At 48.6% G+C, this 16,533-nt stretch carries 12 protein-coding genes; 7 read left to right on the forward strand and 5 right to left on the reverse strand.

The annotated features are described in order from the left end of the window. Positions 1-37: 37 nt before the first annotated feature. Entirely contained in the window at positions 38-1,198 is a 1,161-nt protein-coding gene (locus FHW36_RS12450) for a FecR family protein (RefSeq protein WP_145668644.1), read from the reverse strand. Between the two features lie 69 nt (positions 1,199-1,267). Further along, entirely contained in the window at positions 1,268-1,858 is a 591-nt protein-coding gene (locus tag FHW36_RS12455) for an RNA polymerase sigma factor (RefSeq protein WP_186452410.1), read from the reverse strand. Between the two features lie 127 nt (positions 1,859-1,985). On the opposite strand from FHW36_RS12455, the gene FHW36_RS12460 reads away from it, so the two are divergent. Continuing rightward, positions 1,986-3,203 (forward strand): trans-sulfuration enzyme family protein, encoded by a 1,218-nt coding sequence (locus tag FHW36_RS12460; protein WP_145668657.1) that lies wholly within the window; start codon positions 1,986-1,988, stop codon positions 3,201-3,203. 2 nt (positions 3,204-3,205) lie between these two features. On the opposite strand, the gene FHW36_RS12465 is transcribed toward FHW36_RS12460, so the two are convergent. Both FHW36_RS12465 and FHW36_RS12470 read right to left on the reverse strand, forming a co-directional pair. Beyond that, positions 3,206-4,534, reverse strand: coding sequence for a GntP family permease (locus tag FHW36_RS12465; RefSeq protein ID WP_145668659.1), 1,329 nt, complete (start codon positions 4,532-4,534; stop codon positions 3,206-3,208). 78 nt (positions 4,535-4,612) lie between these two features. After that, a complete protein-coding gene (locus FHW36_RS12470; RefSeq protein WP_222429060.1) occupies positions 4,613-7,756 on the reverse strand; it encodes a glycoside hydrolase family 31 protein in 3,144 nt (1,047 codons plus the stop codon). A gap of 271 nt (positions 7,757-8,027) precedes the next feature. Between FHW36_RS12470 and FHW36_RS12475 the strand changes: the two genes are divergently transcribed. The 3 genes from FHW36_RS12475 (at position 8,028) to FHW36_RS12485 (ending at position 10,542) form a co-directional block, all read left to right on the forward strand. After that, entirely contained in the window at positions 8,028-8,558 is a 531-nt protein-coding gene (locus FHW36_RS12475; RefSeq protein WP_145668669.1) for an OmpA family protein, read from the forward strand. A gap of 156 nt (positions 8,559-8,714) precedes the next feature. After that, positions 8,715-9,818, forward strand: a complete 1,104-nt coding sequence (locus FHW36_RS12480) for a Gfo/Idh/MocA family protein (protein WP_145668678.1) — start codon at positions 8,715-8,717, stop codon at positions 9,816-9,818. A gap of 127 nt (positions 9,819-9,945) precedes the next feature. Then, complete coding sequence (locus tag FHW36_RS12485) at positions 9,946-10,542, forward strand: porin family protein (RefSeq protein ID WP_186452411.1); 597 nt, start codon at positions 9,946-9,948, stop codon at positions 10,540-10,542. A gap of 105 nt (positions 10,543-10,647) precedes the next feature. On the opposite strand, the gene FHW36_RS12490 is transcribed toward FHW36_RS12485, so the two are convergent. Next, positions 10,648-11,160, reverse strand: a complete 513-nt coding sequence (locus tag FHW36_RS12490) for a DinB family protein (RefSeq protein ID WP_145668698.1) — start codon at positions 11,158-11,160, stop codon at positions 10,648-10,650. 291 nt (positions 11,161-11,451) lie between these two features. On the opposite strand from FHW36_RS12490, the gene FHW36_RS12495 reads away from it, so the two are divergent. The 3 genes from FHW36_RS12495 (at position 11,452) to FHW36_RS12505 (ending at position 16,521) form a co-directional block, all read left to right on the forward strand. Next, positions 11,452-12,006 (forward strand): RNA polymerase sigma factor, encoded by a 555-nt coding sequence (locus FHW36_RS12495; protein WP_145668710.1) that lies wholly within the window; start codon positions 11,452-11,454, stop codon positions 12,004-12,006. A 120-nt stretch (positions 12,007-12,126) separates the two neighbouring features. Then, on the forward strand, positions 12,127-13,056 hold the full coding sequence (locus FHW36_RS12500) for a FecR family protein (protein WP_145668723.1): 930 nt from the start codon (positions 12,127-12,129) through the stop codon (positions 13,054-13,056). A gap of 159 nt (positions 13,057-13,215) precedes the next feature. Beyond that, positions 13,216-16,521, forward strand: coding sequence for a SusC/RagA family TonB-linked outer membrane protein (locus FHW36_RS12505; protein WP_222429061.1), 3,306 nt, complete (start codon positions 13,216-13,218; stop codon positions 16,519-16,521). The last annotated feature ends 12 nt before the right edge of the window (positions 16,522-16,533 follow it).

Consider the following 16,533-nt stretch of genomic DNA (forward strand, 5'->3'; position numbering starts at 1 on the left):
ACTGTTTTTCTATAACATGTCTGATGAAAACGTCTTTTTATGATTTTATAATTATTTTTCTGCCTGTCAGCTGGAAGTGAATGCCTGAATCTTTCAGGAAATTGAGTACGCTGGAGAGGTTTACATCACTACCTATTTCTCCTACAAAGGTGATGTCTGGCGGTGTTGATTCATATACGACTTCAATATCATACCACCGGGCAATAATGCTCATGACGGTGGTGAGTTTTTTATCCTGGAAATTGAGTATGCCATTTTTCCATGCAATAACGGCCAGGGTATCTACCTGGTGTTGCAGGGTGGTGGCGCCGGTTGGTTTATTGATCAGCAGCTGTTGTCCTGGCTGTAGTACTTTTGGTTGATGCTGCACATTTACGCGTACCACGCCTTCAAGTAAAGTAGTGCTGATGTTGGCGTCTTCCTGGTAATTATTGACATTAAAATGTGTGCCCAGCACTTCTACGCTGGTTTCATTATTTAATTTCACAATAAATGGCTGCCGGCTGTTGGGTGCTACCTCAAAATAGGCTTCTCCATTGAGGGCAACGGTTCGGTTGCTGCCGGTAAAAACGGTAGGGAAGCTGATGGCGCTGGCGGCATTGATCCATACCAGGGTACCATCCGGGAGTTGCAGTCTGAATTTGCGTCCGCGGGGCGTACTCATGGTATTGTAGCTTACCATGCCGGCGGCAGAGGCATCATAAGCCAGCTGGCCGTTGTGCAGGGTAACGCGGGTACCTTGCTGGGTGGTTATCACGCCATTGTTTAGGCTGTCTAATACTACCTGGCTGCCATCTCCGAGCGTTAATACCGCGCCGTTTTTACCGGGTTGTACATCGGTATTGGCCGCTATCACCACGGGTGGTGGCGGCGTATGCTGCCGCCAGGTAAACCAGGCTGCCGTGCAGAGGAAGAGCCCTGCGATAGCTGCTGCCGCCACATAAGGGCGACGATAGAAGCGGATTTTTTTAACCACCGGTTCCCCATGTAAAATACGTTGGAGCTGTGGCTCATATTCAGAAGGATCATAAGCCGGATCGGCTATGGCAGTGGTATGCAGCTCGTTGATGAGCGCAGTCCATTCGTCGTCATCGTCATTGGTTCGCAATGCTGCAAACAATTCCGCTTCCTCCGCTGCGGAGGCGGTACCTTCGTAATAACGCTGTAGTAAAAAGCGGTAATAATCTTTAGCTTCCACGATACTGTTCCCTTCTTTTGCTGGTTAGACGCTAAAAACTAACAAGTGTACTATGCGTCTGAAAAAAAATCACAAAAATCTCGACAACAGGATAATCAGTAAGATAGGAAGGCGGGTGCCGGTATGTTTTTCCAGGTATTCCCGGATAAATTTGCGGGCGGTAACCAGTTGGTTTTTAACGGTATTTTCGGAGATGTCCAACGCTTCGGCAATTTCCTTGCGGGATTTGCCGTCCTGGGTATTCATCATAAATACTTCCCTGCGGGAGGCCGGTAATTTTTCCACCGCTGTTTTAATCAGGCTTTGCAGTTCCTTTGCATAGATGCCGGCTGAAAAGTCTTCCTGGTCAGGAACATCAGCGATGATATCATCCTGCCGGTTTTTTTCCCGGGCATGTTGACGGAGCGTCGACAACGACCGGTTCGAAGCCAGCGTGTACAGCCAGCCGCCGGGATTTTCGATAGCTGCCAGGGTGTCCCGGAGCAGCCATACTTTCAGGAACACTTCCTGCATCACTTCTTCTGCGGCAGTATCTGATTTCAACAATTTTTTGACAGAGCCTATCAGCACAGCATTGTACCGGTGATATAATAAACGAAAAGCTGCTTCATCTCCATGGGCGATTGCTGAAAAAAGTTTCCTGTCGTCTGGTATGTTCACAGCGTGTTCCTGGTTATTGGTGGCAAAAATGTTTAGCTGCCCTCAATATTAGGGCATTTAAGGGTTTTCTGCAAACGCTTTCTTTGATAGATGGCATTTCATTTTACTTTTTTATTTTTATATCACTATGGCTAATTATACTAACATGGCTTCCGCAGCTATCCATGCTGCGCAATCCCATATCGCTGAAAATGCGCACCTGGTGCCTGTTTTCGCCACCTCTACGTTTACTTTCGATAATGCACAACAAGGCATGGACCGTTTCCAGGGTACGGCGCCTGGTTATATTTATTCCCGCTTCGGCAATCCTACGGTAACCGTTGCAGAAGAGCTGATCGCCGCCCTGGAAGCGCTGGGGCTGGAACAGGCAGATGGCAGTCCACTGCCGCTGAAAGCTATTTTACATGCCAGCGGACAGGCAGCCATGGCTACGCTGATGCTGTCGAACCTGGTGGCGGGCGACCAGGTGCTCACCCATTATTCATTGTATGGAGGCACTCATGAGTTTCTGTTTAATTTCCTGCCTGCCTTCGGGGTAACAGCACAAATTGTGGACCTGCATGACCTGGAAGGACTCGATGCCCTGCTGGCGGCTAATCGTGCCGTGAAACTGATCCATATTGAATCGCCCGCCAATCCCTCTATGCGCTGTGTAGACCTGGAAGCGGTATGCTGCATCGCCGGCAGGCACCAGGTGAAAGTAAGTGTAGACAATACCTTTGCCACGCCTTACCTGCAACAGCCATTTCGCTATGGCGCCGACTTCGTATTTCATTCTACTACCAAGTTCCTGAATGGGCACGGCACCGCTATCGGCGGGGTGTTCATCGGAAAAGATATGGCTTTCATGCAGTCGAAGGCACGCAAAACCGCCACCTTGCTGGGTGGTTGCGCTAATCCCTTTGACACCTACCTGCTCATCCAGGGCATTAAAACACTGGAGCTGCGTATGAAGCAACATTGCAGTAATGCGCAACAGGTAGCAGAATTTCTCCAGGCACATCCGGCGGTAGCCAAAGTAAACTTTAATGGGTTGCCGGATCATCCAGACTATACATTGTCGGCCCGGCAAATGCGCCACCCCGGCGCGGTGATGAGCTTCGAATTAAAAGCGGGATTTGAAGCGGCGGTAGGATTTATCGATCGCCTGCAAATGTGTTTGCGGGCAGTGTCGTTGGGTACCGTAGATACCCTCATCTCTCACCCGGCGTCTATGTCGCATTCCGGTATGAAGAAAGAGGACCGGGAAAAAGCAGGTATTTCTGATGGCTTAATCCGCCTGAGCGTGGGGCTGGAGCATGTAGACGATATTATCCGCGATCTGGATCAGGCGCTCTCCGCATAACACTATACCCCGGGCAGGCAGCGTGATAACACGTACACGCCTGCCAGTGATACCAGCGCCATCACAATAGTGCTGGTACTATATACCCGCAGCATATCCTTTACTTCCAGCCCGGAAAACCGGGAAATCACCCAGAAGTAGGCATCGTTGGTATGGGAAATCATCATAGAACCGGCACCCATGGCCAGTACACAAATGATGTGGCCATTGCCGGAATCCAACCCGATCATGGGCAACAATGGCTGCATAATGGCAGCGGCGGCGATGATGGCCACCGTAGAAGAGCCCTGGGCCGTTTTAAGCAGGGCGGTAACCAGGAACGGTAGTAATAAACCCATGGCGGCCACTGCCTGGTTTTGCGCAATGTGACTGCCAATATCTGCTTTCGCCAGGATGGCTCCAAAAGCACCACCAGCGCCGATAATCACCAGTATGCCGGCAGCTTTTTCTGCGCTTTCCTGCAACAGCGCACTTACTTTATCCTTCAACTGTGTTAAGGCCAGCAGGATGCCTACGCTGAGCGCTACCTCCGGTGTGCCCAGCAAGGCCACGGTCTTTAGGCCAAAAGACGGCGCCACGCCGGTTTCCAGGCTAAAGAGCGAGCGTGTTGCAATCAGTAAAATAGGCACCGCCACCGGCAGCACCGACATGCCCACAGAAGGCCCGGCAGCAATCGGAGCAACGGCAGACTCGGTACTAACATGAGCGGCTAAACGCTTTCCGGCAAATACCGACCAGGCATAACCGCCGGCGGCAGCGGGAATAGCGATCAGCAAGCCATAGAGCATTACCTTGCCTGTTTCGGCGTGAATGGTAACAGTAGCCGCGGTAATACCCGGATGCGGCGGCATGAGGCAATGTACGGCATATAAGCCTGTAGCCAGAGAGGACGCCATGATCATCAGCGATACGCCGGAACGCTGTGCCAGCGCCTTGTTTAATCCGCTTAGTACAATAAATCCCGAATCACAGAAAATAGGCATACCTACCAGGTAACCAATCATATTCATGGTCAGAGCCGCCTTTCCGGTACCTATACGTTGCAATACATAATTGGCCAGTACCGCCGTACTGCCGCTATGTTCCAGTATCAGCCCCAAGGTAGTGCCCAGTACAATCAGCAATCCTAATGAACCAATAATGTTACCCATGCCGGATTTAATGCTGGCGAGAATATCAGCTGCCGGTAGTCCTAATATGCAACCGGTCAATACTGCTGCCAGCAGTAAGGCAAAGAAGGCATGTACCCGGAACCGGGCCGTAAGCAATACAATGAGGGCAACGCCCGCTAACAGGCCAGAGAGGCTTTGTAGTAAAGGAATGGTCGTCATAGTTACTACAAGATAGAAATTAATGCTATAAAAAAGGCCGGATCATTGGATCCGGCCTCTCTCGTGCAACAATAAATTTTACTGGATATCGATTTGCTGTGTAGTAGCGGTATCCAGGTAAGATGTCTTAATATGTAACGTACCTTTTTTGTCCGACGCGTTAAAGAAGCAGCCCGTAGCTGCCTTGTCGAAGGCCGGTTGACTGCTATACACTTTTACTGCCTGCCCGTTGACCATTACCTTTTTCGGAGCGGTAGCACGATGTACCTGGAGCACGTATGCACGTTGTTTATTGATACCGGTATAAGTGCCCCTGGCTGCGTTGATGGTGATGCGCGTACCCTGGGTGGCATCCACTTCAATCATCGTTCTGGCAAAGACGCCGTTTTTGTATTCGCGGGTCAGTCCATCATCTTCATATAAATCGAAAGAAGATTTACCGGCGGGATAAATGTCGAGGGTGAGGGTATCTGTTTTTTTCTCCCCATCATAGTTCATCTGTGGGTACATGGGAATAATAGCGCCTTGTTTTACGAACAAGGGCAGTTTATCCAGCGGTGCGTTATAGTTATTCAGTACGGTGGCGCCGGTATAAGCTGTACCATCCCAGTAATCGTACCAGGTGCCGGCAGGGAGATAAATGCTGTCCCGTTTACCTTCACTTTTATACACAGGCGCTACCAGTAAGGAAGGCCCGTTCATAAATTGGTATTGGGTACTGGTACCACGGCATACCGTATCTTCCGGAAACTCCAGTATCATAGCCCTGGATGCGGGAACGCCGGTAGCATGGGCATCTGCGCAGAGGGTATACATATAAGGGGTAAGCCGCATTTTGAGTTGCAGGTATTTCCGGTTGGTAGCGGTATTTGTTTCTCCCTGGAGATAAGGCTGTTTATTTTTCTTTGCCCAGCCGTTCATGACCATGAGTACGGGCGTAAAACATTTCCATTGCAGATCGCGCACATAGGTAGAGTCGCTGCCCCGGAAAATGCCGTCTACATCGCCGGTGGCGGCGTTTTGGGCCGATAAACCGGCCCCGATAACGGTGGGGATATGAAAGCGGATATATTCCCAGTTGCCTGATTGGTCGCCCGACCAAACGGTGGAATAGCGTTGGGTACCCGCCCATCCCATCACGCTCCAGATATAGCCCCTGGCGTTGCTGTTATTTTCGATGCCTTCATAGGCGGCTTTGCAACCATCCAGCGCAAACTTATAACCAGGGCCTACCCAGGCTACATCCAGTTTGGCCAGGCGGGAGCCGTATACGCCCACTTCTTTGGCTATTTTATCTACCCCGTTTTCTGTCCACAAACCGGTATAGAAGCCGCGCTTATGGAGTTCCATGATGGTGGAGTCCAATTTCGTATAGCCGCAACCGTAACCATCGTTGGGCAGGATCCAGCCGCGGGGCATATCGTTTTCTATGTATTTGTCGGCCACCAGCTTAATCACATCGGGTGTGGTGCCGGTAGTGCCGGTGCCTTTGTATGCTTTGGAATCGGTACCGGCGCCACCGCGATTGTAGCAGTTGGCATCGCCCAGGCTCAGCGCCCAGCGGGGCATCAGGAAAGGGCGACCGGTAACGCGGGTATAGCCATCGAGAATTTGTTTGAGGGAAGGACCGTAGAAATAGAAACAATCGAAACGGTTTTCATTGTGTTTGAATTGCAGGGTATCCCTGAAATCGTATTTACCCACATCGAATGTGTTCCTGAAAGCGCCGTATCCGGCGGTGGACATGTAAAATGGTGCGGGGTTAGGGCGACCGCCATTATCCCAGCCATTTCCTTTTTCGATTAAAATTTCCTGGCCGCGATGGGAGAAATAGCCATTCTGCATTCCGCCGCCATAGAAATATTCGTCGGGTTGACGTTTCATGGTTTGGGTAGTCACGGAGCCGAACGTAAGCGGGGTCGACTCTTCCCAGATAGCCCTGGTGTTGGTAATATCGTATAGGGCAAAGCGTAAGGGCTGCTTATATACACGCACCACGCAGCTGTTGCTTTTCACCTGGTAGTAAGCGCCTTTGTCGCTGCTGCTGAGCGTAACCTTACCGGGCTGGTTCATCACTACGATATCGTTGCCGGCGGGGTCGGTAAATTCGCCATCGGGAGCCATCCAGAGCCGGAAGATATCGTCTGCATAGAAGATGAGTTTAAAGGCAGATAAGCCGGCGCGGATATCAAATTCGTTGGCGCCGGCAGCCTGGAAGCCGGTTACATTACCGATGTGCGACGCATTGGCGTTGATGTGTACACGCAGGGAGTCATTGGCGCGGTGTTCATCTTCCGGGTATTGCAACACAAACGCCACATTATGCATAGGGCGATCGGTGAGGTCGGTAGCCGGGAATTTAATGCTCAGTTCCTGGCCAGGCTGCAGTCCCTTTTTATTGGCGGGCACGGTCACCGTCACTGGAGGCCGCTGGTCGATGTTGCAGCGCACGGTAAAAGCAGATTTAATGGCATCGATGCCGCTGTTTTTTACGGTGATAGCCAGTTCATCGGCTTGGGTGAATGTATTTTTTTCTTCCGTATGAGAAGTAAGGCGGGTGAGGGCCAGGTCTTTTTTGTAGCCTTCCGCCAGTTCGATATCGTCGATCATCCAGTACCAGCTGTAAAATCCTTTCCAGTAAAAACGGATATATACCTGTGGCTGGTGAGCGGCTATTTTAGTGATGTTAAGTTCCTGGTTAATGGGAATAAACATGTCATTGGCCGCGGGTACGTTGTTCATCACGTTGAAGTCGGTCCAGTGAATGCCATCGGTACTTACGCCTGCCAGCAAAGCGGCGCCTGGAGCGGCAAAGGCGTTGTTATATCGGAAGGTATGCTGGAAACGCAGGATCACAGACGATTTGCCGGCACAGTTAATAGGGGCGGTTTGTACCCAGGTATCGGGATATTCTTTCTTTTTAACCCAGGATGGCTGGTCTTCATCTACGAAGTAGCCGGCCTGGAATTGCAGGTGGTAGCCGCGGCTTTTGGAAGCGATAGGAGGCGCCTGTTGCTGGTATTCGAAGGAGCCGGGATAAGGCTGATTGGTGACAATCCAGTTGAGTTGTTTATGACTTGAGTCTATGTTTTTCCATCCGTCGGGCAGGTCGCCGGTATTAAAATGTTCTGCCCAGAACACCCGGGTATCGACGGGGGCATTTTGGGCCATGGCCTGCCGGCCAGCTACGGCCAGTAGTGCAAATAGCAGTGCTTTTTTCATGAATTGTTCACCGTTAAAATCAAAAAAATTCCGGGAGACCGGAAGGAACCCCAATATTATGTTATTGTAATGTCCCATACCAGCCATAGGTAGAGAAAATGACATTCGCGCTACTTTTCGCCGAATCCCGGCACTGGTAGCTGTCATCCGGGGAGTTGCCATAACAGTATATAACATTAACGCATATATGTTTTTCTGAATATTAGAGATTGTCGATGCAACAGCTTGATAATGGCTATTTTACATACCTTTGTGCCCTAATACACAGGATATGAAAAGAATGTTATTCACGACACGCTATTGTTTGCTGGCCCTGGTAGCAATGGCATTTATGGCTTCCTGCGCATCTACCAGGAAAAGCAGTAGTCCCCATGTATATATGAGCAAGCAGTACGAAGAGTTGAAGAACGTATTGAATGAGGCGGAAGTAAGTATTATCAAAGACAGTTTAAAGGTTATTTTCCCCAACAACGTATTATTTGCCTCTTCCTCCGACCAGGTAAATGACGCTATTAAGCCTACTTTTAGCCGTTTTGCGGAGATCCTCAATAAGTATGGCAAAACCAAGATATTAATTACAGGTCATACGGATAATACCGGTTCAGCCGATTACAACCGGGAGCTGTCTGAAAAGCGGGCTGCTTCTGCGAAAGGATTGCTCAGCAGTTTTAATGTGAATAACGATCGTATGTTTACCTGGGGATTATCGGATCGTGACCCGATTGCCTCCAACAATACAGATGCCGGCAAGGCCCGTAATCGCCGGGTAGAGTTCGTAATTTTGTATGATGTAAAACAGTAATAAATTTTTTAGTGAGATAGGATCGCCGGCAGGTGCGGATTTTCCGGGCCTGCCGGCGATTGTTTTAAATGCGTTACCCCCTTTTCGTATATACTTTCCCGTACCGGATTTTTTTTGTATTATTAAACCATTCGTGAAACCCAAAATATTCCCGTTATGCATTCTCGCCGCAATTTCTTACAGCAGATCGCCGCTACGGCTATGGTATTGCCTTTTATGTCGCTCCCCGGCTGGGCCGTTACCCGACGCCCGAAAGAAGGAAAAGTACTGAGGGTAGCTCTCATGGGATTAGGTAGCTATGCCAACCGCGTAGCCGATGCCATGAAGTCCTGCACGAAGGCCAAACTGGTGGGCGTAATTAGCGGAACGCCTTCCAAGATCACCGACTGGCAGCAACGTTTTGACATCCCGGCCGCCAATTGTTATAACTACAGCAACTTCGACCGTATCAGGGATAATCCTGATATCGATGTGGTGTACATTACTACACCCAATGCGCTGCATCATGGGCAAACCCTGCGGGTAGCCGCTGCAGGCAAACATGTGATCTGTGAAAAGCCGATGGCCCTCAATGCCCACGAGGGCGCTGACATGATAGCGGCCTGTAAAAAAGCCAACGTGCAATTGTTGGTAGGTTATCGCATGCATTTTGAACCCAAAACGCTGGAGATTATCCGCATGCGGAATAGCGGTGAATTCGGAAAGATCTTATTCTTCCAGGGACAGTGCGGCTTTCGCATAGGCGATCCCACCCAATGGCGGTTGAATAAAGAGCTGGCCGGCGGCGGCTCACTGATGGACATCGGCATTTATGCCATCAACGGCGCCCGCTATATGACGGGCGAAGAACCACTGTGGGTGACCGCCCAGGAAACCAAAACAGATCCCATAAAGTTTAATGCGGGCGTAGATGAAACCATACAGTTCCAGCTGGGATTTCCCAGCGGGGCAGTGGCCTCCTGCCTGTCTACCTATAATATGAATAACCTCGACCGTTTCTTCCTTAACGGGGAAAAGGGGTTTGCAGAACTGCAACCTTCCACCGGCTACGGACCCATCAAAGGACGTACGTTTAAAGGAGAACTCACCCAACCACATATGACCCATCAAACGGTGCAGATGGACGAAATGGCAGATATTCTGCTGGCCGGAAAACAGCCGCTGGTAGCGGTCAACGGTGAAGAGGCGCTGAAAGACCTGAAGATTATAGACGCTATCTACCAGGCGGTAAAAACAGGCAAAAAGGTCAACCTCGCCTGATCAGCCCCGGAATTGGCCGAGGAAATTCCGGGCATGACGGTTAAAATCGGCAGGATCATCTATTAGTGAATGCCCGCCAGCAATACGTATCAGATCCATTCGTTTCTTTATGGTTAAAATAACAACTATGAAAAAACGAATGCTGGCAGCTTTGTGTGTTTTTTGCTTTGCTGTTTCATCCCTCAGTGCCCAGGGGTTTCACTATGGCCTGAAAGCCGACCTGAATATGTTTAAACTGGATGGAGAAGGTATTAATCCCAACTACACGCTGGGAGGAAGAATTGGCGTATTTGCCACCTATGATGTTACGAAGAAATGGGGGATACAGCCGGAGCTGTTGTTTTCACAGGTAGGACCTAAGCGGGCAGATGATTTCAGCGCGCGTTATATTCATGATAGTAACGATGGCGCCAATAAAAATATCAAATTGAGTTACATCACTCTCCCGGTATTACTGCGTTATAACATCAATAAAATGATTACAGTTAATGCAGGACCCGAATATAGCTATCTCTTTTACGAAAATGACAACCTGCTCACCTATAACCGCAGCGCGTTTAAACGCGGAAATTTGGGGGCTGCCGCAGGCGCTACGTTAACGTTTGATGTGCTGCATGTATACGCCCGCTATGTCTTGGGCCTTTCCAATATCAATGATATTGATGATCGTTACCAATGGAAAACCCAGCAGCTGCAGGTGGGATTGGGGATTAATTTTAAGTAAGCAGAAGGCTTAAAGCAGAAAGCAAAAAGCTATTGCAGCGAATGATATTTGCGACTATTTAAAATCGCATTGGTCACCCGCTGCAATAGCTTTTTGCTTTCTGCTTTAAGCCCGCTGTTCCTTCAACACATGCGCCTGGATATTTTCCAGCTGGCGGATATGACGCCGGGTATGTATATTGATGAATTTGATCCACTCCAGCCGGGTGAAAGGACCAAATCCAGGTACTTCAAAAGCCAGGCATTCTTCATTGAGATCTACGTTGTTGGCAGCGGTAGTCAGCTTATCCCATACCTGGTGAATATGTTCCATTACCTGTGTTTGCGTATGTGGCGCATTGCCGGGGGCAATCATTTCAGCTGCATTAAATTTTGCGTTGTAATCCTGGAACAAGGCTTTGATCGCATTTACCTTTTCATCCGCCGCCCGCTGTGTAGGCGCTGACGGGCCATACACCACGCCACAATCTCCCGCTTTCCAGATATGTTCTGCTACCTGCGCCGCCGTCCAGCTACCTTCGAAAGGTACGGTATTGAGTTGTTTATCATCAAAAGCCGACAATACCTGCACCAACAGTTGGCCGGTTAGTGCTGTTTCGCTGATCAATTGCGCTCTCATAAGTGATTTTTTAAAGGATGAATAATACTGCAAACTTAGGGTGATCTGCGGAGTTATACGGGGTGGTAATGCGACAAATAAGCGGGCAAAAAGCGACAGCGTTCCGGGAGTTTTCCAGGTTCCTCTCTCCCTGTTTTTGGAGGTCTTAAAAAAAATAAGCGGCTAATAATTATTAATTGTATATTAGACAATTAATAATGACAGGCATCGGCCCTGGTGTAAAAATCAATTCGCAGCAGGTGGTTTTTCCCGGGGGCAGACAGGTTTCACGTTTATGTTAATTTTCCACTTATGAATGGTGTGCATCTTCAACAATATGCAGACGATGTTCTATTAAACTTGCTCAAAGATGGCAACAGGGAAGCTTTTGATGTGATATACCTGCGCTATTGGGAACAACTTTACTTTTACCTGGTAAAAGCCATCAAAAACACCGAAGAGGCGGAAGATATCCTGCAGGAAGTATTTGTATCGTTATGGAAACGGCGCCACAACCTGGGCAGCATTACCTCATTATATACCTATCTCTTTTCCTGTGTACGATATGGCGGCTTCCGCTATATCCGGCAACAAATGAAAAAAACTACGTTCCGTAAGTCGTGGGGATTCCTGTTTTCCGAAGCCGACGAGGTTTTTGAACAGCAACTGGACGCTAATGAACTATTACACCTGGTAAACCGGGAAATTGATAGACTCCCCCTGAAGATGCGGGAAGTATTTATCCTGAGCCGGAAAGAAGATCTTTCCCATAAAGAAATTGCCCATAAACTTAACATCTCCGATAAAACGGTGAAGAAACAAATCAATAATGCCCTGAAATATCTGCACCTGAAACTCAATGTGTAACCGCTGTTGCATGAAAATATCCCGCTGCTGAAATTTTTTTTCCTTCATCTACTACCAACGTTTCTTTTCAGACACTACTTTACTGACCACGTGTTATGATGACTGCCCAAATTGTTTTTAATGAAAGATGAAACGCCCGGACGTTTGCTGGATCGTTATTTAAAAGGGGAATGTACACCGGAAGAACAAAAACGCCTGGAACAATGGCTGGATGAACGGTCGGCGGCCGATACGCACGATACCACCTCCTTTAACCGGAATGAAGTGCAGCAGCGCCTCAAAGCGAAAATTGACCGGCAACTGGCTGCACGGCCACTGGTTTACATGTCGCGCGTAATTCGTATAGCCGCTGCTGTTATCGTGATATTGCTGGGTACTTTCCTCATTTTTAAAAACACAGAAACAGGCAACGCTACCTATGCCACTACCAGGGCAGGCAGGGGACAACGCTTGCGACTTACCCTGAGCGATGGTTCTGTGGTTACGCTCAATGCAGGCTCCAGCCTCCGCTATCCCCGGGTTTTTAAAGGTAATAGCCGCCATGTTACCCTGCTGGAAGGAGAAGCCTTTTTTGAGATACAACCACGGGAACGATGCCCTTTTATAGTAGGCACTGCCAATATACAAACAACAGTACTGGGTACTGCTTTTAATGTACAGGCCTATGCAGCTGCTAAGGAAGTAAAGATAACTGTAGTGAGTGGAAAAGTAGCAGTAAAGGAGTCCCATAGATCTGAAGCCATGGTAGTACTGCCGGATGAACAGGCGGCCTTGTCGCCCGCAGGGATACAGAAAAAGCAAGTCAGCGCCACCGACAATACCGGCTGGCTACAGGGAAAACTGCAATTCAGGAATGAAAGCCTGGAGAAGGTAGCATTGATACTGGAAAACAATTACGATGTAACGATTACTTTCAGCAAAGAAGCAACGCGGCATATTCGTTTTACCGCTACCTTCAGTACCAACGACCCGCTGGATAAAATTCTTTTTGCCATCACCAAAGCCAACAAACTTAGTTATTCCATGAAAGATAAAATCATATCACTCTAACAACCATAGGTTGAACTAAATCACTTGTGCATGTACTGACAATCATCAACAAAAAATAACCAGCATGATCCGCGAAATCATAGCTGGCTATCGGGCAGCTTATGGCCGCCCTGTCTAGAAAAATAAACGACCATTTATTTAACCAAAACGTTCAAATGTATGAAAAAATTCATTTGGTGTCATCTCTATGCCCTGCGGAGAATAGGGTGTATCCTGTTCCTGCTCAGCATTACCGCTACCAGTGGGTGGGCAGAAGCGCAAGCCAGACCCAGCGCAAGCGGGGTGAAGATCGATCTGCGGCTCACCGATAAATCACTACCGGAAATATTGAGCCTCATAGAAAAGAAGAGCGGCTTAGGCATGGTATATAACGATCAGCTGGTAGCCGGTTATGACCACATCTCCATTACCGCTAACCAACAACCAGTAACCGCCATACTGGATAAGATCCTGAAAGATACCCGGCTGCACTATCTGCAGAAAGACAACCTGGTAATCATCGTAGAAAAGGAAAATAAAACTACCTCCATACCCGCCAATGACAGCGGTCATCTCAACGAACAGGAACCTGTAAAAGGTAAAGTAACAGACGACAAAGGTGAAGCGCTGCCCGGTGTAAACGTAAAAATAAAGAACGCTGCTGCCGGTACGGTCACCGATGTTACCGGTCACTATACTCTGCATATCAACAGCCCCGATGCTGTTCTCATATTTTCCTTCCTCGGCTTCCAGGACCAGGAAATACCAGTGTCCGGCCGAACTTCGATCGACGTGGTGCTGAAAGCCACCGTGGCCAACCTGCAGGAAGCTGTAGTAATTGGCTATGGTACCCAGCGCCGCGGAGATGTGACCAGCGCTGTGGCTACCGTTAAATCAGCCAACTTTGTGAAAGGACCCGTGCAGGATGCCGGACAACTGATACAGGGAAAAGTGGCAGGTATGACCATCGGTACGCCCAGCGGTAACCCTACCGCCGGCTCCCAGATATTACTCCGTGGTAACACCACCCTGTATGGCGCCAATGCCAACCCTCTCGTCATTATCGATGGCGTACCCGGTGATCTTAAAACAGTAGCGCCGGAAGATATTGAATCGGTGGATGTGCTCAAAGATGGCTCTTCTGCCGCCATCTACGGCGTAAGAGGTTCTAATGGCGTTATCATCATCACTACCAAAAGAGCCCGCGGCAGTTTCTCCAACACGGTGGACTATAGCGGCTATACGACCACACAGGTGATTGCCCGGAAGCTGAATATGCTCACCGCCCAGGACTACCGCGACCAGATCAAAGCCGGCACCCGACTGGCTTCCTGGGATGCCGGCAGCTCCACCGACTGGCTGAAAGAAGCTACCCGCACGCCCATTTCTCATGTACATAATCTTACTATCCGCGGAGGCAACGCTACCACCAACTACCTCGTGTCGGGCAACTACCGCGCATTGCAAGGCATCTTTAAAAAGAGCGATAACAATACCTTTTCCGGAAGAATTGATGTCAACCACAGCATGTTCAACGATAAAGTGAAACTGAACGTGGGCATCCTCAATCAAACCAATAACTATACCCGCAACAACAACGGCGACAATAGTTTCAACGGATGGATATACCGGCAAACCGTGATCCGTAATCCTACAGAACCAGTGCGTAAAGCCAATGGCGATTTCTACGAGCAAACGGGCAACTTCGATTACGAAAACCCGCTGGCCTTGCTGTATGAAAGCGACGGACAAGCCAAGAATGTAAACTCCCGCATGAATGCCACGGTAACGTATACACCGGTTAATAACTTAAAACTGTCGGCATTGTTTTCCTATGCCCGGTTTAATTCCAACAAAGGATACGCAGAATCCAAAAAGCATATTTCCAATATCAAAAGCGGGGTGAATGGCTTTGCCTCTGTGGCAGCCGACCTGTCGATCGACCGCCTCACGGAGTGGACGGCGGAATATAACCGCAACTTTGGAGAGCACCACTTTACGGTATTGGGCGGCTACGGTTACCAGGAAAACGAATCCTCCGGCAACTATGCCGATAACCAGGATTTTCCTACCGACCTGTTTGGGTATAATAACCTGGGACTGGGAGAGGGCATCAAAAATAAGCTGGCCAATATCAGCAGTTATAAAACCGAAACAAACCTCATTAGTTTTTTCGGCAGGCTCAATTATAACTATGCCGACAAATACTTGTTGCTGGCGAGTTTGAGAAGAGAGGGTGCCAGCCAGCTGTATGGCGCCAATAACCCCTGGGGTAATTTCTGGGCAGTATCAGGCGGATGGAGAATTTCCAACGAAGGATTTATGAAGGGGCAAGGACTGTTCGATGATCTGAAACTGCGTGCCGGTTACGGTATCACCGGTAATCCGCCTAATGCCGGCTTTCTCAGCAAACCATTGATCGGCTATGGCGATTATGTGTATACGAACGGTAAATGGTCAAAGATCCTGGTACCTGCTACAAACCCCAATCCGTTTATCCGCTGGGAAGAAAAATCCGAAGCTAATATCGGGTTAGACTTTAGTATGCTCAAAGGCCGTATCAGCGGTAACATCGATGTATACAACCGCCGTATCAAAGGATTGCTGTATAACTACGCAGTGCCGAGTCCCCCGAATCTTTACCCGCTCACTACCGCCAACGTTGGTAAAATGGAGAACAAAGGGATAGAAATCATGCTGAATTTTGTACCGGTAAAAACAAGTGATTTTACCTGGAGTACCAGCGTTAACTTTTCTACCAACACCAACAAGTTAATCAGTTTGTCCAACGAATTGTACCAGACTACCACCCCTTATTTCACCACCGGTGCAGCAGGCGTACCTATTCAAACCTTTACCAATATTGTAACTATTGGAAAGGGAATAGGCGATTTTTATGGTTATAAAGTAATTGATATCGATGATAAAGGGAAATGGATCTACGAAGGAAGAGACGGTAAGCCGGTTAAGTACGATGATTTCCCACATGCTTTCGAGGATAAGAAAGTGATTGGAAATGGATTGCCTAAATATTATGCAGGCTGGAATAATAATTTCTCCTACAAGCACTTCGACCTGGGTATTACCATGCGTGGGGCTTTCGGCTACCAGATTATCAACTCCCAGCGCATGTACATGGAAAACCCTACCATCCAGAATTATAATATCCTGAGATCCGCCTATGACAAGGTATTTGGGAAAACAGAATTAAAAGTAAATGCCCTGGAATTTAACAGCTACTATGTAGAAAATGGGGATTTCTGGAAGATAGATAACATTACACTGGGCTATACGTTTGCCGGTCTGAAAAATAAATACCTGAAAGGAGCGAGGGTATATGTGTCTTCCCTGAATACCTTTACCATTACCGGTTACAAAGGACTGGACCCTGAGGTAAACCGGATCGGTCTGAGCCCCGGTATGGACGACCGTGATAAATATCCTACTACCCGTTCCTTTACCCTGGGTGTGAACCTGAATTTTTAACCACTAAAATGA

The organism is Chitinophaga polysaccharea, from assembly GCF_007829335.1.
GTDB classification, from domain to species: Bacteria; Bacteroidota; Bacteroidia; order Chitinophagales; family Chitinophagaceae; genus Chitinophaga; species Chitinophaga polysaccharea_B.

What these genes read in the sequence shown, in the direction of transcription:
- FHW36_RS12460 (WP_145668657.1), top strand. Translation starts at nt 1,986, where the DNA reads ATGGCTAATTATACTAACATGGCTTCCGCAGCTATCCATGCTGCGCAA.
- FHW36_RS12465 (WP_145668659.1), bottom strand. Translation starts at nt 4,534, where the DNA reads ATGACGACCATTCCTTTACTACAAAGCCTCTCTGGCCTGTTAGCGGGC.
- FHW36_RS12470 (WP_222429060.1), bottom strand. Translation starts at nt 7,756, where the DNA reads ATGAAAAAAGCACTGCTATTTGCACTACTGGCCGTAGCTGGCCGGCAG.
- FHW36_RS12475 (WP_145668669.1), top strand. Translation starts at nt 8,028, where the DNA reads ATGAAAAGAATGTTATTCACGACACGCTATTGTTTGCTGGCCCTGGTA.
- FHW36_RS12480 (WP_145668678.1), top strand. Translation starts at nt 8,715, where the DNA reads ATGCATTCTCGCCGCAATTTCTTACAGCAGATCGCCGCTACGGCTATG.
- FHW36_RS12485 (WP_186452411.1), top strand. Translation starts at nt 9,946, where the DNA reads ATGAAAAAACGAATGCTGGCAGCTTTGTGTGTTTTTTGCTTTGCTGTT.
- FHW36_RS12490 (WP_145668698.1), bottom strand. Translation starts at nt 11,160, where the DNA reads ATGAGAGCGCAATTGATCAGCGAAACAGCACTAACCGGCCAACTGTTG.
- FHW36_RS12495 (WP_145668710.1), top strand. Translation starts at nt 11,452, where the DNA reads ATGAATGGTGTGCATCTTCAACAATATGCAGACGATGTTCTATTAAAC.
- FHW36_RS12500 (WP_145668723.1), top strand. Translation starts at nt 12,127, where the DNA reads ATGAAAGATGAAACGCCCGGACGTTTGCTGGATCGTTATTTAAAAGGG.
- FHW36_RS12505 (WP_222429061.1), top strand. Translation starts at nt 13,216, where the DNA reads ATGAAAAAATTCATTTGGTGTCATCTCTATGCCCTGCGGAGAATAGGG.